This is a genomic window from Micromonospora sp. NPDC049089, assembly GCF_040648775.1.
Taxonomy (GTDB): Bacteria; Actinomycetota; Actinomycetes; order Mycobacteriales; family Micromonosporaceae; genus Micromonospora.
In genome coordinates, this window is record NZ_JBEZEH010000146.1 from 1 (window position 1) to 18,544 (window position 18,544).

20 protein-coding genes are annotated in these 18,544 nt (G+C 71.3%); 15 read left to right on the forward strand and 5 right to left on the reverse strand.

Features of this window, described 5'->3' with window-relative positions:
* Window positions 1-33 precede the first annotated feature (33 nt).
* Both AB0B48_RS22925 and AB0B48_RS22930 read right to left on the reverse strand, forming a co-directional pair.
* Window positions 34-1,239, reverse strand: a complete 1,206-nt coding sequence (locus AB0B48_RS22925; RefSeq protein ID WP_357204662.1) for an NAD(P)/FAD-dependent oxidoreductase — start codon at window positions 1,237-1,239, stop codon at window positions 34-36.
* A gap of 188 nt (window positions 1,240-1,427) precedes the next feature.
* Complete coding sequence (locus AB0B48_RS22930) at window positions 1,428-2,144, reverse strand: PadR family transcriptional regulator (RefSeq protein ID WP_357204664.1); 717 nt, start codon at window positions 2,142-2,144, stop codon at window positions 1,428-1,430.
* 185 nt (window positions 2,145-2,329) lie between these two features.
* Here AB0B48_RS22930 and nadD point away from each other — a divergent pair, with 185 nt between their 5' ends.
* The 5 genes from nadD (at window position 2,330) to AB0B48_RS22955 (ending at window position 5,780) form a co-directional block, all read left to right on the forward strand.
* Window positions 2,330-2,926 carry a nicotinate-nucleotide adenylyltransferase gene (gene nadD, locus AB0B48_RS22935; RefSeq protein WP_355009302.1) on the forward strand — a complete coding sequence of 199 codons (597 nt, stop codon included), beginning with the start codon at window positions 2,330-2,332 and terminating at the stop codon, window positions 2,924-2,926.
* Between the two features lie 110 nt (window positions 2,927-3,036).
* The gene (gene rsfS, locus AB0B48_RS22940) at window positions 3,037-3,444 is read left to right on the forward strand and encodes a ribosome silencing factor (protein WP_238670899.1); all 408 of its coding nucleotides are present in this window, start codon (window positions 3,037-3,039) and stop codon (window positions 3,442-3,444) included.
* Window positions 3,441-4,100, forward strand: a complete 660-nt coding sequence (locus AB0B48_RS22945) for a histidine phosphatase family protein (protein ID WP_355009300.1) — start codon at window positions 3,441-3,443, stop codon at window positions 4,098-4,100. Before rsfS ends, AB0B48_RS22945 begins: the two co-directional genes overlap by 4 nt.
* Before the next feature lie 48 nt (window positions 4,101-4,148).
* Window positions 4,149-5,003 (forward strand): DegV family protein, encoded by an 855-nt coding sequence (locus AB0B48_RS22950; protein ID WP_357204667.1) that lies wholly within the window; start codon window positions 4,149-4,151, stop codon window positions 5,001-5,003.
* 3 nt (window positions 5,004-5,006) lie between these two features.
* Window positions 5,007-5,780, forward strand: a complete 774-nt coding sequence (locus tag AB0B48_RS22955) for an SDR family oxidoreductase (RefSeq protein ID WP_357204669.1) — start codon at window positions 5,007-5,009, stop codon at window positions 5,778-5,780.
* A gap of 29 nt (window positions 5,781-5,809) precedes the next feature.
* On the opposite strand, the gene AB0B48_RS22960 is transcribed toward AB0B48_RS22955, so the two are convergent.
* A complete protein-coding gene (locus tag AB0B48_RS22960; protein WP_091409860.1) occupies window positions 5,810-6,031 on the reverse strand; it encodes a GntR family transcriptional regulator in 222 nt (73 codons plus the stop codon).
* Window positions 6,032-6,282: 251 nt separating this feature from the next.
* On the opposite strand from AB0B48_RS22960, the gene AB0B48_RS22965 reads away from it, so the two are divergent.
* The 7 genes from AB0B48_RS22965 to AB0B48_RS22995 all read left to right on the forward strand — a co-directional run bounded on the left by AB0B48_RS22965 (window position 6,283) and on the right by AB0B48_RS22995 (window position 13,616).
* Window positions 6,283-6,486 carry a hypothetical protein gene (locus tag AB0B48_RS22965; protein WP_357204671.1) on the forward strand — a complete coding sequence of 68 codons (204 nt, stop codon included), beginning with the start codon at window positions 6,283-6,285 and terminating at the stop codon, window positions 6,484-6,486.
* Window positions 6,487-6,712: 226 nt separating this feature from the next.
* Window positions 6,713-7,087, forward strand: coding sequence for a VOC family protein (locus AB0B48_RS22970; RefSeq protein ID WP_112604312.1), 375 nt, complete (start codon window positions 6,713-6,715; stop codon window positions 7,085-7,087).
* 161 nt (window positions 7,088-7,248) lie between these two features.
* Window positions 7,249-8,082: a helix-hairpin-helix domain-containing protein gene (locus AB0B48_RS22975; protein WP_357204674.1), complete on the forward strand. Its 834-nt coding sequence runs from the start codon at window positions 7,249-7,251 to the stop codon at window positions 8,080-8,082.
* A 104-nt stretch (window positions 8,083-8,186) separates the two neighbouring features.
* Window positions 8,187-10,625: a ComEC/Rec2 family competence protein gene (locus tag AB0B48_RS22980; protein WP_357204685.1), complete on the forward strand. Its 2,439-nt coding sequence runs from the start codon at window positions 8,187-8,189 to the stop codon at window positions 10,623-10,625.
* Window positions 10,626-10,972: 347 nt separating this feature from the next.
* Window positions 10,973-12,052 carry a hypothetical protein gene (locus AB0B48_RS22985; RefSeq protein WP_357204676.1) on the forward strand — a complete coding sequence of 360 codons (1,080 nt, stop codon included), beginning with the start codon at window positions 10,973-10,975 and terminating at the stop codon, window positions 12,050-12,052.
* A 164-nt stretch (window positions 12,053-12,216) separates the two neighbouring features.
* Complete coding sequence (holA, locus tag AB0B48_RS22990; protein WP_355009295.1) at window positions 12,217-13,197, forward strand: DNA polymerase III subunit delta; 981 nt, start codon at window positions 12,217-12,219, stop codon at window positions 13,195-13,197.
* Window positions 13,194-13,616 (forward strand): hypothetical protein, encoded by a 423-nt coding sequence (locus tag AB0B48_RS22995; RefSeq protein WP_238670907.1) that lies wholly within the window; start codon window positions 13,194-13,196, stop codon window positions 13,614-13,616. The genes holA and AB0B48_RS22995 overlap by 4 nt, the downstream gene beginning before the upstream one ends.
* 143 nt (window positions 13,617-13,759) lie before the next feature.
* On the opposite strand, the gene rpsT is transcribed toward AB0B48_RS22995, so the two are convergent.
* Complete coding sequence (rpsT, locus tag AB0B48_RS23000; RefSeq protein WP_030491765.1) at window positions 13,760-14,026, reverse strand: 30S ribosomal protein S20; 267 nt, start codon at window positions 14,024-14,026, stop codon at window positions 13,760-13,762.
* A gap of 253 nt (window positions 14,027-14,279) precedes the next feature.
* Entirely contained in the window at window positions 14,280-15,260 is a 981-nt protein-coding gene (locus AB0B48_RS23005; protein WP_357204678.1) for a phosphotransferase, read from the reverse strand.
* A gap of 61 nt (window positions 15,261-15,321) precedes the next feature.
* Between AB0B48_RS23005 and AB0B48_RS23010 the strand changes: the two genes are divergently transcribed.
* The 3 genes from AB0B48_RS23010 to AB0B48_RS23020 all read left to right on the forward strand — a co-directional run bounded on the left by AB0B48_RS23010 (window position 15,322) and on the right by AB0B48_RS23020 (window position 18,501).
* On the forward strand, window positions 15,322-15,858 hold the full coding sequence (locus tag AB0B48_RS23010) for a DUF4240 domain-containing protein (RefSeq protein WP_357204680.1): 537 nt from the start codon (window positions 15,322-15,324) through the stop codon (window positions 15,856-15,858).
* A 116-nt stretch (window positions 15,859-15,974) separates the two neighbouring features.
* Window positions 15,975-17,852: a translation elongation factor 4 gene (gene lepA, locus AB0B48_RS23015; RefSeq protein WP_091409831.1), complete on the forward strand. Its 1,878-nt coding sequence runs from the start codon at window positions 15,975-15,977 to the stop codon at window positions 17,850-17,852.
* Window positions 17,853-18,216: 364 nt separating this feature from the next.
* Window positions 18,217-18,501: a GlsB/YeaQ/YmgE family stress response membrane protein gene (locus AB0B48_RS23020; RefSeq protein ID WP_357204683.1), complete on the forward strand. Its 285-nt coding sequence runs from the start codon at window positions 18,217-18,219 to the stop codon at window positions 18,499-18,501.
* Window positions 18,502-18,544 lie beyond the last annotated feature (43 nt).

The following is an 18,544-nucleotide window of genomic DNA, read 5'->3' on the forward strand; positions in this document are numbered from 1 at the left end:
GGGGTGGCCGGCCAGCCACCCCGCAGTCACCGCTCAGCGCAGGGCGGGCTCCGCCGTGACCGGCGAGTCCCAGTCGATGACGTAACGCTGCTCGTCGGCGACGGTCTTCTCCGGGTCCAGCACCGTGCGCACCATCAACGGCATCAGCAACGGCATCAGCGTCCGCGCTACCGCACCGGGGGCCTTCGCGTGGTTGATCCGGGCCGCGCGGGCCGCGACCTTCTCGACCCGGGCACGCCGCAGCCGCACGTACGCGGCGAACGCCGCCTGGACGTCCGGCAGGTCCCGCAGGCAACGAGCGAGTTGCACGGCGCTCTCGATGGCCAGCGACGCGCCCTGCCCCGAACTGTTCGACGGCGCGTGCGCGGCGTCGCCGACCAGCACCATCCGGCCCCGATACCAGTGCGGCACGGGCGGCATGATCTGCAACGACCCGACCACCTGGAGGTCGTCGGCGTTGCTGGTCGCCATCAACTCCCGGCCCGGGTCGTCGTCGCCGTAGGCGGCGCGCAGCGTGTCCAGCCACTGCTCCGCCGGCAGCGCCCGGGCCTCGACGAGGCTCATCGGCCGCTGCTGCGGCAGGTTGGCCCCCCACCGGGTGCCGCCGCCCGGCTCCGGCCAGTACAGGTAGTAGCCGCGCCGGCCGAACGCGAACGTCATCGTGCCCGGCTCGGCGTCCACGTCGTGCCTGGCGACCGCCTCGAAGCCGAGCAGCCCGGTGAACCGGGGGCCCGGCGCGGCCGGGTCGATGAGACCCCGGACCGTGGAGCGGATCCCGTCCGCGCCGACGAGGATGTCCGCGGTCGCGGTGCTGCCGTCCTCGAAACGTGCGATCACGCCCTCGTCGGTCTGCTCGGCGTCGACCAGCCGCTTGCCGTACGCGAACGGCACGCCCTCGGCGAATGCCTGGTCGTGCAGCACCTGGTACAGCTCGGCCCGGTGCACCACGCGCAGCGGCGGCACCCCGGTCAGCGTGGGCATGGCGATGCGACGCCGGCCGACGGCCAGAGCGCTGCGTTCGATCGGTGTGGCGATCGCCGTCACCGCCTCGTGCGCGCCGACCGTACGCAGAGCCGCCACGCCGTTGGGCGCGAGGGCGAGGGTTCCGCCGATGCCGTTGGCCGTGGTCGGGTACGCCTCGTAGACGGTTGCGGTGATGCCGGCGCGGCGCAGCGCGAGCGCTGTCACCGGCCCGGCGATGCCACCGCCGATGACGATCGCGGTTCGTACAGTGGTCATGCTCTCTCCCTGGTGTGGTCGTCGGTGCGCGGGCGCGCCGACCTGGTGTGGTCGGTGCGCGGGTGCGCGGACCTGGGAGGGAGCCCGGTTATCCTCGTGGTTGCCGCTTCGGGCCGGGTGCCTTCCCAGGCGTCGGTTCGGGGTCAGGGCCCCGGTGAGGTGTTGGCGCACCTCGCCGGGGCCGCTCTTCAGTCGGTGGTGTCGGTGCCTGCCTCCGGGGTGGGCTTGTCGGGGTTGGACTTCGGGCCGTGCGCTCTCTCGGCCAACTCGCTCAGTTCGGCCGGCATCTCGCCCGTCTCGTGGAAGGCCCGCCAGGTGTCCAACCCGGGGTAGGTCCCCGAGGTCAGCTCCGCGAGCAGTGCCCGCAGCCAGTCGGCCTCCGCGTTCCGGATGGCGAGGTCGTACTCCGACTCCACCAGGAACAGCCGAGGGATCTCCCGCAGGTGCGTGTCGAGCGTCTCGCGGTCCTGGCGAAGCGCGGCCTCCAGCAGGTCGAGTCGTTGCCGCAGCAGGCCGGTGGCCTCGTCCGGGTGCAGCGCGGCGAGCACTGACAACCCGGCCCGGAAACGGGGATGCTCCGCCATCGGGGTGGAGACCAGCTCGCGGGCCCAGTCGACCAGCTCCGTCCGACCGGCGTCGGTGATCCGGTAGACGGTTCGTTCCGGACGTCGGCCCTCGCGCACGTTCTCCACCGCCTCGATGAGGTGGTGTTTGTCCAGGTTGCCGATCACCGTGTAGAAGGACCCCCACTTGAAGTCCATGTCCTGGTCCTTGCCCCAGGCCCGCAGTGCGGTGGCGATCTCGTACGGGTGCATCGGCCGCTGGACCAGGGCGGACAGCACGGCCAGCGCCAGCAGGTTGCCGACCTTGCGCCGCTTCGGCACTGTGACCCCCTCGCTCGTCAACGGATACTCGTCGACGAATATACGCTGACGGGCGAAAAACTGCGACCCCCTGCAAGCTGAGCCGAGTCGATCACCGTGCGGCGTCGGGCTGGTCACGGCGCGCTGGACCGTGGGCTGGAGTGAGGTGACGTACGGCGGGGACGGGCCGGGACGGTCGGCCACGACGCTCGGCCTACGATCATCGGGTGGAGGAAGATATCCGGCGGATCGGGATCATGGGTGGCACCTTCGACCCGATCCACCACGGGCACCTCGTCGCGGCCAGCGAGGTGGCGGACCGGTTCGGCCTGGACGAGGTGGTCTTCGTGCCCACCGGGCAGCCGTGGCAGAAGGCCGACGAGCCGGTCAGCCCGGCCGAGGACCGCTACCTGATGACGGTGATTGCCACCGCCTCCAACCCCCGCTTCCAGGTCAGCCGGGTCGACATCGACCGTAGTGGGCCGACCTACACGGTCGACACGCTGCGTGACCTTCAGGCCGAGTACGGACCGAAGGTGCAGTTGTTCTTCATCACCGGCGCGGACGCCCTGCAACGCATCCTGTCCTGGAAGGACCTGGATGAGATCTTCGAGTTGGCCCACTTCGTCGGCGTGACCCGGCCCGGTTTCCCGCTGAGCGACAAGCACCTCCCGGCGGACACCGTCAGCCTGATCCAGGTGCCCGCGATGTCCATCTCGTCGACCGACTGCCGCGCCCGGGTCGCCCGAGGCGAGCCGGTCTGGTACCTGGTGCCGGACGGTGTGGTGCAGTACATCGCCAAGCGGAGCCTCTATCAGCGCTGAGGACGCCCGTTATGACCAGTTTCGTGGCGCTAACCGACCAGAACTGGACGATCGGGGTGCCGCCGGGTATGAGACGCTTGGAGCATCGCACGCTTGATCGAAGGAGAACGGTGACAGTTTCCGAACGCGCTCACGAGCTGGCTATCGCTGCCGCCCAGGCCGCCGCCGACAAGAAGGCGCAGGACATCACGATCATCGACGTCGGCGACCAGCTCGCCATCACCGACGCGTTCGTGCTCGCTGCTGCCCCCAACGAGCGTCAGGTGCTGGCCATCGTCGACGCCATCGAGGAGAGCCTGCTGGAGCTTCCGGAGAAGGCGAAGCCGGTGCGGCGCGAGGGCGAGCGTGGTGGCCGCTGGGTGCTGCTCGACTACGTCGACGTCGTGGTGCACGTCCAGCACACCGAGGAGCGCGAGTTCTACGGGCTCGATCGCCTCTGGAAGGACTGCCCAACCATCCCGTTCGTCGATCGCGACCTGGTCGAGGCCGACGCCAGCGGGTCCGCCGCCGCCGAATGACCCGACTGATCGTCTGGCGGCACGGCAACACCGACTGGAACGCCGCCAACCGCGTCCAGGGGCAGCTCGACGTACCCCTCAACGAGCGTGGTCGCGACCAGGCTCGCGCCGCCGCGCCGCTGCTCGCGGCGCTGCGGCCCGACGCCATCGTGGCCAGCGACCTGAGCCGCGCCGCGGAGACCGCCGCCGCGCTCGCCGCGCTGACGGGCCTGCCGGTCCGCACCGACGCCCGGCTGCGCGAGCGGCACTTCGGCCAGTGGCAGGGTCTGCACCTCACCGAGGTCGCCGAGCGATTTCCCGACGAGTACGCGCGCTGGCGGGCCGGCGACCCGGACCCGGGCGCGGATCTGGAGCCCCTGCACGACCTCGGCGAGCGGGTCGGTGCCGCGCTGCGGGAGGCGGCCGAGGCCGCAGCCGGCGGCACGGTGGTGATCGCCACCCACGGTGGCGGCTCCCGACAGGGCATGGGTCATCTGCTCGGCTGGGACACCGGTGTGCTGCGTTCCGTCGGCTCGTTGGCCAACTGCCACTGGAGTGAGCTACGGCACGACGACCGTGCGCCGGCCATCGGGCGTCCGCAGGACGTCAGTGGCTGGCAGTTGCGGGCGCACAACGTCGGCCTGATCACCGCCCCGGTCGCCGTCGACGCGGTCTGAGCACTCGCGCCTCGGCGTTCGCGGCCTCGATCGGCTAGCGTGCCGGGCATGCCCGTCGCGGTTGTCATCGACTCCACCGCCTACCTTCCGTCCGAGCTGGTGCAGGCGCACCGGCTGACCGTCGTGCCGTTGACCGTCGTGCTCAACGGCGCGGAAGGGCTGGAGGGGGTGGAGACCCAGCCGGCCGACGCCACACGGGCGTTGAGCGCCCGCCGGGTCACCGCGACCACCTCCCGCCCGGCACCCGAGCAGTTCGCCCGCACGTACCGCCGACTGCTCGACGCCGGCGCCGACGGGATCGTCTCGGTGCACATCTCCGCCGCGCTGTCCGGCACGGTGGAGGCTGCCCGGCTCGCCGCCGCCGACCTGGACGGCCGGGTCGAGGTGGTGGACAGCCGCTCGGCGGGCATGGGGCTGGGCTTTCCGGCCATCGCCGCCGCCACCGCCGCCGAGGCCGGCCACGACCTTGCCGCCGTACGCGACGCGGCGCTCGCCGCCATCGCCCGCACCACGGTCTGGTTCTACGTCGACACGCTGGAATTCCTCCGCCGGGGCGGCCGGATCAACGCCGCCGAGGCGTTGGTCGGCACCGCGCTGTCCGTCAAGCCGATCATGCACATGCCGGACGGGGCGATCGTGTTGCGCGAGAAGGTTCGCACCGCCAGCCGGGGAGTGGCGCGTCTCGTCGACCTGGCCGTCGAGGCGGCCGACGGCGACGACGTGGATCTTGGGGTGCACCACCTGGCCGCGCCGCAACGGGCCGAGGCGTTGCGTGCCGCACTGACCGAGCGGTTCGGCGACCGGCTGCACGACACGTACGTCTCCGAGGCCGGTGCCGTCGTCGCCGCGCACGCCGGACCGGGCCTGGCCTGCGTGGTCGTCCACCGCCGGCCGGAGGGCTGAGCGGTGTCCACCGCACAGGTGGTGACCGGAGGCGGTCGCGGAGTCGGCCGGGCCGTGGTGGAACGGCTGCTGGCGACGGGCGCCACCATCGTCGTACTGGAACGCGACGCCGACGCGGTCGACTGGTTGGCCGACCATCCGGCCGCCGATCGGCTCGTCGCGGTGGTCGGCGACGCCGCCGACGAGCAGGTGGCCGAGCACGCCGCCGAGCTGGCGGACCACGCCGCGCCGCTGACCGGCTGGGTGAACAACGCAGCGGTGTTCCGCGACGCCACGCTGCACTCCGCGTCGGCCGACACGGTACTGGACCTGATCGGGTTGAACCTGCGGCCAGCCGTGGTGGGCGCCGCGGTCGCCGTCCGCCGCTTCCTGGCCCGCGAGGCCGGCGGCGCGATCGTCAACGTCTCGTCGCACCAGGCCCGTCGACCGGTGTCCGGTGCCCTGCCGTACGCGACGGCGAAGGCCGCGGTGGAAGGGCTGACCCGGGCGCTGGCAGTCGAGTACGGGCGGCACGGCATCCGGGCCAACGCGGTAGCGCTCGGCTCGATCGCCACCGAGCGGCACGCCGCATTCCTTGCCACCCAGGAGCCCACCCAGGCCCAGTGGATCGACGCCGAGCTGACCCGACTGCACCCGGTGGGCCGCATCGGGCGGGCCGACGAGGTGGCCGAGGCGGTCGCGTACCTGCTGTCACCGGCGGCGAGCTTCATCAACGGAGTGACGTTGCCGGTGGACGGCGGACGGGCCGTGCTCGGCCTCGACCCAGAGGCCCGCTGACCGTCGGTAGCCCGCGTCCCGGTCGGAGCCTAGCTGTCGGCGACGAAGACGCCCTGACCCTGCTGACCGTAGATCAGGTTCCGCTCGTGCAGCTCCTTGACGGCTCGATAGGCCGTTGAGCGTGCCACGTTGTACAGCTCGCCGATCTCGGACACCGATGGCAGTTGTTGGCCAGGTGAGTATTCACCCGAGCGAATCTTTTGCTCGATGTCATCCGCCACCCGGCGGTAGTGCGGTGGTCTCGTCGGCATGAGCGGCTCTCCCGGACTTCAGCGGAGATCATGTTTCCAGCCCGGGCGTGATCGAGGCAAGGCGGCAACGCAGCAAAGTGGAGATAGTGAGAACTTGACTACACCGAGACAGTGGATACAGTGAGACAGTGACCGGGTGCTCCTGGACTTCAGCACTCCTGAAGTGTCCGGTCTGCCCGCCCTGAGGGAGTTTCATCGCAAGGCTTCGACCCCCGGGGCGGGCCACTTCGGATCGCGCGGAGGCGCCGAACATGCCAATCGATGAACCGGTGTCAGCGGCGACCGAACTGTTCATGGCCAGGCGGGTGCTGGATGCTCACTGGACCCGGGCGATCGACCTGCCGTGGCGGGCGGGCGGATGCCTGGAGTGCCGAGGACACAGCGACTGCCGGCAACTCGACTGGGCGTTGGCGCTTCTGGCAGAAGTCGCCTCGGTCATGCTCCAGAAACGGTGAATGGTCCCTGCCCGCGCCACTGTGTTAGCCTCCGTGCGCGCCCCAGATGGGCCTACCCCCCGGAGGTTCTGGCTACTTCAGCCACCACGCCGAGATCGACGCGACGCGTCTCTCGTGCGGGATCCGGGGCGTCGGTGCCCTCGGGGCTTCGTCATCTGCGGGGTGGGGTGAACGCTGCTGGGCCTCCGGTCGGGTCTTCGGATCGACCGGGAAGAAGACGATACGGATGACAGTCACGTTCAACCACACCATCATCGCCAGCAAGGACAAGAGCGCCTCCGCGGCGTTCTACCGGGAGCTGTTCGAGCTGCCGGAGGCACCGTCGTGGGGGCCGTTCGCCAACGTCCAGCTGGACGAGGGTGTGCTGCTCCAGTTCGCCGAGCCGCCGGTGGACATCCAGATGCAGCACTACGCGTTCCTCGTCGACGATGAGTTGTTCGTGCGGTGCCTGGCGTTCGTCGAGGGGCGTGGCATCACGTACTGGGCCGACCCGCAGCTGAAGCGGGAGGGCGAGACCAACACCGAGCACGGTGGACGGGGCTTCTACTTCTTCGACCCGGCGGGACACGCCATCGAGATCATCACCCGCCCGTACCTGTAGCAGGCCCGTCGGCCGGTCGGGCGCTGTCGCCCCACCGGCCCCGTCAGCCTTACGCATAACAGATCGACGCATGATCAGGGCGCTGTCCACAGTGGCGATGGTTGTCCACAGGACGAGCCGGTCAGCCTCCACCGTCCCGGCCGCCGCCATAGCGTCGCGCTGTGTCGCACGACGAGGAGACAGAGGTACGCCAGCGCCTGCGCCGGCTGACGGAGCCGGCCGTCGCACCGCCGCCCCGGCCGGAGACGCCGCACGCGGGCGTACCCCCGTCGTCCCTGATCGGTGCGCTGCCGACGGACGCGTTGTCCTTCCCGCCTTCCCTGCCGGTCGTGGCGCCGGCTGCGGACGGCCCGGCGGTCCGGCCGGAGTCGCGGCTACCGGGCCCGGGCGCGTTCGATCCCGGGCGGCGGGGTGTGCGGGCGTTGGCGGTCGTCGCCGTGGTGGTGGTGTTGGGCGCTGCCGGTTGGGCCTGGCGCTCGCGGCCGCAGTCGGAGCCGGTCGCCCCGCTGGTCGCCGAGGCCGCGTCGGCAGCACCCTCGGGTGAGCCGAGCGTGCCCAGCTCCGGCGAGCTGGTGGTGGCGGTCGCGGGCAAGGTCCGAAAACCCGGTCTGGTACGCCTGCCGGCCGGGTCCCGGCTCGCCGACGCGGTGCAGGCGGCCGGCGGCGCGCTCCCGGGGGTCGACGTGGCGTTGCTCAACCCCGCCCGCAAGGTCACCGACGGTGAGCTGATCGTGGTCGGGGTGACGCCACCGCCGGTGCCAGACGGTGCGGCCGGGCCTGCGGCGGGTGGAGGGCCCGCCGCCGGGCCGGTGAACCTCAACACCGCGACACTGGCGCAGCTCGACGCGCTGCCCGGGGTGGGGCCGGTGCTCGCCCAACGGATCCTCACCCACCGGGATCAGCACGGCGGGTTCAAGTCCGTTGGCGACCTACGCCAGGTCGACGGGATCGGCGATGCCCGTTACGAGCAGCTCAAGGACCTGGTGACGGTGTGAGCGAGTCCGCCGTCGCCGCTGACCCACCGCAGGTCGGCGGACCCCAGCCCGCGCCGCCGGCCGGGCCTACTCAGGCCGCGCCGCCGGCTGGGCCGGCTCAGGCCGTGCCATCGGCGGCCGGCAGGAGCCTCAGCGGAGCCGACAGGGCTGGGCCGGTTCAGGCCGAACCATCGGCCGGCGGAACCCGGTCGGAGCCGCCGGATCTGCGGCTGGCGGGGCTCGCCGTGGCGGCGTGGCTCACCGCGCTCGCCGGGCTGCATCTCGGCAGCCGCGCGGTTCTGCTAGTGGCCGGCGCGGCGGTCGGTCTGACGGCGATCGGTGCTGTCCACCTGCTCGGCCGTCTCGGCCGTCCCCGAGCCATGGCGCTGCGCTACGGGTGGGTGGCCGTGGCGGTCGGTCTCGGTGTGGTCTGCGGGGGTGCGGCCACCGCCGCCCAGCTCGCCGTGCGCGACGCGCCGGCGATCCGTGCCCTCGCCGAGCAACGCGCGCCGGTCACCGCCGATCTGGTGGTCCGGGACGACCCGCGCCCGATCCGGAGCGCCGGGCGACCGGGGATGCTGCTGGTGTCGACCGAGCTGGTCCGCCTCACCGGCCCGGATGGTCGACGGTTCCACGCGTCGGTGCGGCTACTCGTCCTGGCGACCGACCCGGCGTGGCGGGGCCTGCTGCCCGGGCAGCGCCTCACCGTCGACGGTCGGCTCGGCGTTCCGCGCGGGGGCGATCTCACCGCAGCGGTGCTCAGCACCAATGGCCCACCGGAACGGCACGGCAAGTCGTCCTGGGCGCAGCGCGCCGCCGGCACGCTGCGTACCGGCCTGCAACGGGCCTGCGCGCCGCTGCCCGATGACCCCGGCGGGCTGCTGCCCGGTCTGGTGGTGGGCGACACCAGCCGGCTCCCACCCGCCGTCGAGGCGGACTTCCAGGCCACCGGGATGACCCACCTCAATGCGGTTTCCGGCTCCAACGTCGCGATCGTGGTGGGTGCGGTGTTGTTGCTGGCCCGGTGGTCGCGCGCCGGCCCGTGGCTCGCCGCCGCGCTGTGCGGGGTGGCGCTGGTGGGGTTCGTCATTCTGGTCCGCCCGTCGCCGAGCGTCGTACGGGCCGCCACGATGGGAGCGATCGGGCTCGCCGCGCTCGCCGCCGGTCGACCTCGGGCGGCGCTGCCCGCGCTGGCCGCCGCCGTGACCGTGCTGGTGCTCGTCGACCCCGAGTTGGCCGGGGATCCCGGGTTCGCCCTCTCCGTGCTGGCCACCGGTGGTCTGCTGCTGCTCGCGCCGCGTTGGCGGGACGGACTGCGTCGGCGAGGCGTTCCGCCTGGGCTGGCCGAGGCGTTGGCCGTGCCGGCGGCTGCCCAACTTGCCTGCGGCCCGGTCGTCGCCGGGATCTCCGGCACTGTGAGCCTGGTGGCGGTGCCGGCGAACCTGCTGGCGGTGCCGGCCATCGCGCCAGCGACAGTGCTGGGCGTGCTGGCGGCCATGGTGTCGCCGATCTGGCCGGCCGGCGCCGAGTTCGTCGCGTGGCTGGCGAGTTGGCCGGCCTGGTGGCTGGTGGTCATCGCCCGGCACGGAGCCCGACTGCCAGGTGGCACCCTGCCGTGGCCGGGCGGGGTGCCAGGTGCCCTGCTGCTGACCGGGCTGACCGTCGCGCTGCTGATCGCGGTGCGCCGGCCACTCGTACGCCGGCTGGTGGCCGTGGTCGGGGTCGCCGCCGTGCTGGGTGCCCTGCCGGTTCGACTGGTAGCCGCCGGCTGGCCGCCCGCCGGTTGGGTGGTGGTGGCCTGCGCGGTGGGGCAGGGCGACGCCCTGGTGCTCCCGGTCGACCCCGGCCGGGCCGTGGTGGTGGATGCCGGGCCGGAACCGGGTGCGGTGGACGGTTGCCTACGTCGGCTCGGCGTACGGGAGGTGCCCCTGCTGGTGATCAGTCACTTCCACGCGGACCACGTGGGCGGGGTGGCCGGGGTGTTCCGGGGACGGCGGGTGGGTGCCGTGCTGACGCCGTCGTCCGCCGACCCGGAGAGCGGTCGGGACCTGGTTCGGGCGGCGGCCACCGGCGGGCGGGCCGCGCTGCTGACCACAGTGGCCGGCGCTCGTCACCCGGTCGGCGGGGTCGACCTGCTGGTGCTCGGCCCGCCGTACCCGCTGGCCGGGACCAGGTCCGACCCGAACAACAACTCGCTGGTACTGCGCGCCACAGTGGCCGGGGTGCGGATCCTGTTGGCCGGCGACGCGGAGACCGAGGAGCAGCACGCGATGGTGGCGCGGGCGGCCCCCGGCGAGTTACGGGCGGACGTGTTGAAGGTCGCGCACCACGGTTCGGCGTACCAGGACCAGGGTTTCCTCGATGCGGTGCGGCCGGCGGTGGCACTCGTGCCGGTGGGCACGGGCAACACCTACGGGCACCCGAGTCCGCGGCTGCTCGCCCAACTGGGCAGGGGCGGCGTGCGGGTGCTGCGTACCGACACGGACGGCGACGTGGCGGCGGTCCGGACGGACAGCGGTCTGGCGGTAGCCCGGCGAGGCGTGCCCGCAGGCCGGCAGCCATGACTCGCGGGCCAACAGTCCGGCCCACGGACCAACAGCCTTGGGTCACGGGCTGGCAGTCCTGATCCGCGCTGACCGTCGGTCGCTGGTCGAATCGGATCGTCGACTTGAATTCGGTCCGAAAGTGGCGTGGCGAGCTCGGCATCTGCATTGCTACTGGAGCCAGAGGACAGGATCTCTCGTTGAACGCTGATCGCGGTTCAAGGTCTCGGCCCCAGCATATGGAGCGGACCGGGTCGCAGTCGTCAGCCTCAGAGTGGATCTTTCTTGGGTCGGGCTTCACTACCGTGGTCTGTCGATACCTGCGACGCACGGTGAGAGTGTGATGCGTTTCAAAAGGAGGAAGTGGCATGGAGCTGACGCATCAGAGGCTGCCGGCCCAGATCGGTGGTCGCATCGAGAGGGTGGAGGCCCTGATGCACAACGAGGGCAACGCCGCGACCGGCGGAATCTGGCGGGTATACGGTCCAGCCGGCAGCGCCGTGCTCAAGGTCGCCAGGCCACCCGCCTCCGAACCTGTCGGCTCTCCCTCCTGGCAGACCAGCGACGAACCTACCCACTGGAACTACTGGCAGCGGGAAGTGCTCGCCTACACCACCGGATTCGCAGCCAACGCCTACGCCGACGCTGGCATTACGGCTCCCGCACTGTTGGAGGTCAGTCAGCGGCCTGACGGCGCGATCGAGTTGTGGTTGGCCGACGCCAAGGGCGCGCCCGGAATGTCATGGCCGGTGCCACGATTGGCGCACTTTGCGCGGCAGTTGGGTGTGGCGCAGGCGCGATGGGTTGACCGGGTACCGGAGTTGCCCTGGCTGTCGCGCCGCTGGCTCGCTCAGTACCAGGCCAACGGACCCGGCCGTGGCGTCTGGATCAGCGGCGACGAGCACTGGAACCACGGAGTAGCCGCAGCCTGGCCGGACGCCGTGCGCGCTCAACTCCGACAGCTCTGGGCTCAACGGCATGCGATCCTCGCCGTCGCCGAAGCGACCCCTCGAACGGTCTGCCACCTGGACGTCTGGCCGACCAACCTCATTGAGGACGACGGGAGCACCGTGCTGTTGGACTGGGCGTTCACCGGCGAAGGAGGTATCGGCGAAGATGCCGCCAACCTCATCGTGGACAGCGTTGCCGACGGACTGATGGACGCTGCCCTGCTCCCCGACATCGCCGCCGCCGTTACCGAGGAGTACATCAACGGCCTCCACGATGGTGGCTGGCATGGCGCCCCGGACACCGTCCGCCACGCGATTGCTGCCTGCGGCGCGGCGAAATACTGCTGGTTCGCGCCACTTGCGCTCGGCCGCGTGATCCGCTCCGGCACGTTCGGTCATCCACAGTACGGCCGTGACAGCTCAGGAGTATCCGCGTTACAACGACTCCAAGGCCTCGTCGTACAACTCGCAAACTGGTCCCGGACAGCTCTGTCCTGACCAGCGCCGGCCGCCCGGTCGCTGATCGACTCGGGAATCGCTGAATCGGGCGACTTGCGGATTAAGCGGGTAATCGAGTCGTATGTCTGGATTTGCGCTGTGTGCGGGCTGCGCCGATCAAGCAGCGGATGAGCAGGCACGATCCCGCCGCAGGCCGTGCGAATATGGGCGGCGTGACCCCCGCCAGCCTCGCCCCCATTCTGCTCGTCCTCGGTGACGAGGAGCTCCTCGCCACGCGCGCGGTCACCGAAGCTGTCGCGAAGGTTCGCAGTGTCGACCCCGAGGTGGATGTCCGCGAGTACCAGGCCAGCGCGCTCACCGTCGGCGAGATCGCCGAGATGCTCAGCCCCTCGCTGTTCGGCGGGCGGCGGCTGCTGATCCTGCGCTCCGGCCAGGACGCCCGCAAGGACCTGGTCGCCGCGCTGTTGGCGTACGCGAAGAATCCCGACCCGGAGGTCCAGCTGCTGGTGCTGCACCTGGGCGGCGCCAAGGGCAAGGCGTTCGCCGACGGTCTGCGGGCGGCTGGCGCGACGGTGGTCCCGGCCGCCAAGCTCAAGGGGCACCGCGACCGGTTGGCCTTCGTCCGCGACGAGATCCGCCGGGCCGGCGGAAAGTGCACCGACGACGCCGCCGAGGCGCTCATCGCCGCGGTCGGCAACGACCTGCGTGAGCTGGCCGCCGCCTGCTCCCAACTTGTCGCCGACACCGATGGGCGGATCAGCGCCGAGACGGTCTCCCGTTACTACCGGGGCCGGGTCGAGGTGACCGGCTTCACGGTGGCGGACGCCACAATGGTCGGCGACGTGCCGGCGGCGCTCGAAGCACTGCGCTGGGCCCTGCACGTCGGGGTCGACCCGGTGCCCATCGCCGATGCCCTGGCGGACGGGGTGCGCACTGTGGCCCGGGTGGCATCGGCCGGCCGGGGTAGCCCGTACCAGCTCGCCAGCAGCCTCGGAATGCCCTCGTGGAAGATCGAGCGGGCGCAGCGGCAGGGGCGGGGCTGGACACCGGAGGGCCTGGTCCGGGCCATGCAGGTCGCCGCCGAGTGCAACGCGGCCGTCAAGGGCGGCTCCGACGACCGGGCGTACGCCCTGGAGCGTGCGGTCTTCTCGGTCGCGGCGGCCCGGCAGGGAAGCGCCAGGTGACGGGGGCGAACCGCCCAGCCTGGGCCACCATTCCCGTGGACGAGGCGCGTTACCGGCCGCTCTACGCCCGACTCCTCGGCCTGCGGTTCGTCAACCCCGGCGGCGTGCTGTGCTTCCTCTTCTTCGAGGGTGCCATCGCCCTGGCGGTGCTGCTCGCCCTCGCCGAGTTGGTCAGCTGGTGGGCGGTGCTGGTGCTGCCGGTCGTGGTGGCCGCCATGGTGAAGCTCAACGACATGGTGGCCGCGATCGTGGTCCGCTCCGCCGCGCTCGTGCCCGAGCAGGAACGGGACCGGTTTCGCCGGCAGATGGAACCGGTGGTGGGCCGGGCCCGGGTGGAGTGGGTCTCGCACAGCGTCCCCGGCGTGGTGATCACCGCCGATCCGGTGCCACCGCCCCGGCGGGCGAATCCGTCAGACTGAGCGCCGCCGCCCGTCGGGCCCTCGCCCGCAACGGCCCGGCTCGGTTGAACACGGCCGGCTCGGTTGAACACGGCCGGCCTCCGGACACACGGAAACCCCGGGCCTGGGGCCCGGGGTTTTCCGAATCAGTCTGACTGAAATCGTCAGGCGGAGAGCGACACCACGCGCTTCGCGATCGCGGACTTGCGGTTCGCGGCCTGGTTGGAGTGGATCACGCCCTTGCTGACGGCCTTGTCCAGCTTGCGCGAGGCGTCCAGCATGAGCGCGGTCGCCTTCTCGACGTCACCGGCCTCGGCAGCCTCGTGGAACTTCCGGACGGCGGTCTTCAGCGACGACTTGACCGACTTGTTGCGCAGCCGGGCCTTCTCGTTCTGCCGGTTGCGCTTGATCTGGGACTTGATGTTCGCCACGCGACAGCCTCGTCTTGATAGCTCGGGTTGGTCAGCTTATTGCGCGTGATGACGAACGTGCGTCATCGCTGCGCGAAGAGCCAGGTTACCAGGTCGCCCGGGACGAGCCAAAACGGCTCGGCCTTTCGCGCGACGGATCCGGCCCGTCGGGGACCAGGCTACGCCCTCGACCACGGTGGCGGCTCACCGCCAGCCCGGCAGCCGGCCGGTCCGCGTCGCCGGGAATCCAGGCCGCCCCCCGGGCCGGTCCGCCTCACCGCCAGCCCTGACGGTGGGCCAGCCAGTCGAGTGACTGCTCGCCGCTCCACCGCTGGTGGGCGGGCAGGTGCGGCGAGGCCGTCGGCGGTGGCGCCGCAGCACCGGTGAGGTAGTAGCCGGCCAACGCCGCCAGGGTCGCGTCCAGCGCGTCCGGGGGCGCGCCGGCGGTGGCCGGGTGCGCGGCGAAGAGCCGGTCCGCGTCCAGCCCGCTGGCGTACGCGGTGAGCAGCAGGCCGGCCAGGTCGAACCAGGCCGGCCCGGAGCAGACCCAGGTCCAGTCGCAGAACCAGGCTCGGCCGTCCGGGCCGATCAGCACGTTGTCGACCCGCAGGTCGCCGTGGACCAGGCCGGTCGCTCCGGCGGCGTACCGGGGGAGGAGAGACTCCAACTCCACCAGCTCGGGCAGCCGGCCGAGCAGTGGCGCGGGCAGTGGTGGTGTCGGCTCCCGACCGGCGGCGACCTCCTCCCACCAAAGGATGTCCGACCGGGCCAGGTCGGCCAGGTGCGGCAGGCCGAGCGCGGTCAGCTCGCCCGGCGGGTCGGCCAGGGCGGCGGCGATACGCGCGTATCCGGCGAGGGTGGCGTCCAACTCGGCGGGCACCCAGGGCAGGTGCGGGGTGTGCCCGTCGACGGCGTCGGTGCAGAGCACGAACCAGCCGGCCGCGGAGAGGGTCCACCGGGGGCGGGGCGCCGGCAGGTCCGCCGGCAGCCGGTCGAGGATCGCGGCCTCCCGGGCGTACCAGTCGACAAGGTGCGGTTGCTCGGCGGCGGGCGCGGCCTTCACGAAGGCCCGACCACCGTCGGCGGTGTCGAGCACGGCGGCGAACCCGCGGGTGAAGCCCGCGCCCGCGACCCGGGCGGTGACCACCGGCGCGCCGAGCCGTTCGGCGACGGCGGCCCGCAGCGCCGCCGGTAACGCCGGCCACGACGGGCGCAGGGCGCTCGCGTGGTACGGCGGCAGCGGGGGAGGGGACATCACACCATGCTGCACCGGGGTACGTGCGCGACGCACGGCGACACTGCCAGACTGCCAAGCCATGAGGACCGAGGACTTCTGGCAGCTGATCGACCAGGCACGGGCCGGCGGCGGGGGTGAGCCTGGCCCGGTCGCCGCGCGAGCCGTGGCGTTGCTCGCCGAGCGCGACCCGGAGGACATCATCGGGTACGCGCGGCACCAGACGCGGGTGCTGGCCGCCTCGCACAAGGCGGATCTGTGGGGTGCGGCGTACCTGATCAACGGTGGTGCCTCGGCTGAGGGTTTCGAACACTTCCGGGGCTGGCTGATGACCCAGGGTCGGGCCGTCTTCGCCGGCGCGGTCACCGAACCGGACTCGCTGGCCGAACTGCCCCAGGTGCGGGCGGCCTCGCTCAGCGGCGAGGAGTTCTCCGCCGAGCAGATGCTCTCGGTGCCGTGGGACGCGTACCGCAAGGCCACCGCTACCGAGTTGCCGGCGGACCGCGACCCGGTGCGGACGCCGGATCTCAACGACTTCTGGGACTTCGACGACGAGGACGAGGCGCGTCGCCGGCTGCCCCGGCTGGCCGCGCTCTTCGTCGAGCCGCCGATGGAGTGAGGGGTCCTCGGGTCGTTCCATCGCCCGCGCAGTGGGTGCACCCCGGCGGCGTGGGAACATAGAGGGGGTCGGCGGCGCGCCGGCCTGTTCACGTCAGCCGACCAGAACGGACCGCTGTGCCACCGAAGCTCGATCCCGGCGCGAACGCCCCTGGTGCCACCGACCCCGGTCGCATCCGGAACTTCGGCATCATCGCCCACATCGACCACGGGAAGTCGACCCTGGCCGACCGGATGTTGCAGCTCACCGGTGTGGTCGACCCGCGGCAGATGCGCGCGCAGTACCTGGACCGGATGGACATCGAGCGCGAGCGCGGCATCACCATCAAGAGCCAGGCCGTCCGCATGCCGTGGACCATCCGCGAGGGTGAGCGGGCTGGTGAGCAAGCGGTGCTCAACATGATCGACACCCCGGGGCACGTGGACTTCACGTACGAGGTGTCCCGGTCGTTGGCCGCCTGTGAGGGTGCCGTGCTGCTGGTCGACGCCGCGCAGGGCATTGAGGCGCAGACCCTGGCCAACCTCTACCTGGCTCTCGAGAACGACCTGCGCATCATCCCGGTGCTCAACAAGATCGACCTGCCGGCCGCGCAGCCGGAGAAGTACGCCGAGGAGTTGGCCCACCTGATCGGCGGCGACCCGGCCGACTGCATCCGGGTCTCCGGCAAGACCGGCGAGGGAGTCCCGTACCTGCTCGACGAGATCGTCCGGCAGTTCATCCCACCGGTCGGTGACGCCGTGGCGCCCGCCCGGGCGATGATCTTCGATTCGGTGTACGACGTCTACCGTGGCGTCGTCACGTACGTCCGGGTCATCGACGGCCGGATCAGCGCCCGCGACCGGATCAAGATGATGTCCACCGGCGCTGTGCACGAGCTGCTGGAGATCGGTGTCATCTCACCCGAGATGGTCAAGGCCGAGGCGCTCGGCGTCGGCGAGGTCGGCTATCTGATCACCGGTGTGAAGGACGTCCGGCAGTCCCGGGTCGGTGACACCGTCACCATCAACAGCCGGCCGGCGGCCGAGGCGTTGGGTGGCTACAAGGACCCGAAGCCGATGGTCTACTCCGGCCTCTACCCGATCGACGGGTCCGACTACCCCAACCTGCGCGAGGCGTTGGACAAGCTCAAGCTCAACGACGCCGCCCTCGACTACGAGCCGGAGACCTCCGGCGCGCTCGGGTTCGGCTTCCGCTGCGGCTTCCTCGGCCTGCTCCACCTGGAGATCATCCGGGAGCGGCTGGAGCGCGAGTACAACCTCGACCTGATCTCCACCGCGCCCAACGTCGTCTACCGGGCGATCACCGACGACGGCGAGGAAATCGTCGTCACCAACCCGAGCGAGTACCCCACCGGCAAGATCGCCGAGGTGTACGAGCCGGTGGTCCGGGCCACGGTGCTGACGCCCAACGACTACGTGGGCGCGGTCATGGAGCTCTGCCAGGGCCGGCGCGGCACCCTGCTCGGCATGGACTACCTCTCCGCCGACCGGGTGGAGCTGCGCTACACGCTGCCCCTCGCGGAGATCATCTACGACTTCTTCGACCAGTTGAAGAGCCGTACCAAGGGCTACGCCTCACTCGACTACGAGCCCTCCGGCGAGCAGGCGTCCGACCTGGTGAAGGTGGACATCCTGCTGCACGGCGAGCCGGTGGACGCGTTCAGCGCCATCGTGCACAAGGACAAGGCGTACAACTACGGGGTCACCATCGCCGCCAAGCTGCGCACCCTGATCCCGCGCCAGCAGTTCGAGGTGCCGATCCAGGCGGCCATCGGCAGCCGGGTCATCGCTCGGGAGACCATCCGGGCGATCCGTAAGGACGTGCTCGCCAAGTGCTACGGCGGTGACATCAGCCGTAAGCGCAAGCTGCTGGAGAAGCAGAAGGAAGGCAAGAAGCGGATGAAGATGGTCGGCCGGGTCGAGGTGCCGCAGGAGGCCTTCATCGCCGCCCTCTCCTCCGACTCCGGCGACGGCAAGGCCGCCGGCAAGAAGTAGTTCGTACCGCCGTACGCGCCCGGGTGCCATCCGCACCCGGGCGCGTCGCGTTTCGGGGTGCGCTCGCCCACCCTGGCCCCGGTGCGCCGCCGTGCCTGCCGGCCGCCGAGCGCTGCGGTTCGGTGCGTGCGACCACCCGTGCGGAAATTTTTTCGGTCGTTGCCGCGGGGTTGGTGGATCGAGGAGATGGGCTCCTACCTGTGTGGACGTACTCCCGCGCCAACCGACGCACCTCCGAAGCATTGACAACCGGCGTTGTCTTTTGAGGTGAGTCGGTTTGGGCTTTCGGTGGGTCGGGCACTTAGTCGTCACGACAGGAAGCACACACCTCGTGTGTCAGACATTCTTTTGAAGGAGGGCGACCGTGGAGTTCACCGTGTGGGGCATCATCACTGCGATCGTTGTTGGTCTCATCGTCGGCGCGCTCGGCCGCCTGGTCGTCCCGGGTAAGCAGAACATGCCGATCTGGCTGCACATGCTGATCGGTATCGGCGCGGCCCTGCTGGGCACCGTCCTGGCCCGGGCCATCGGCATCGCGACCGAGACGAACGGCATCGACTGGGGCGAGCTGCTGGTGCAGGTCGTGCTGGCCGCGATCGCTGTCGCGCTGGTGGCCGGTGTGGGTGGCCGCCGCCGCGTGACCCGGTAACACCAGCAACTCGTAGTACTGCAAACCTTCGAGGGGCGCTCGG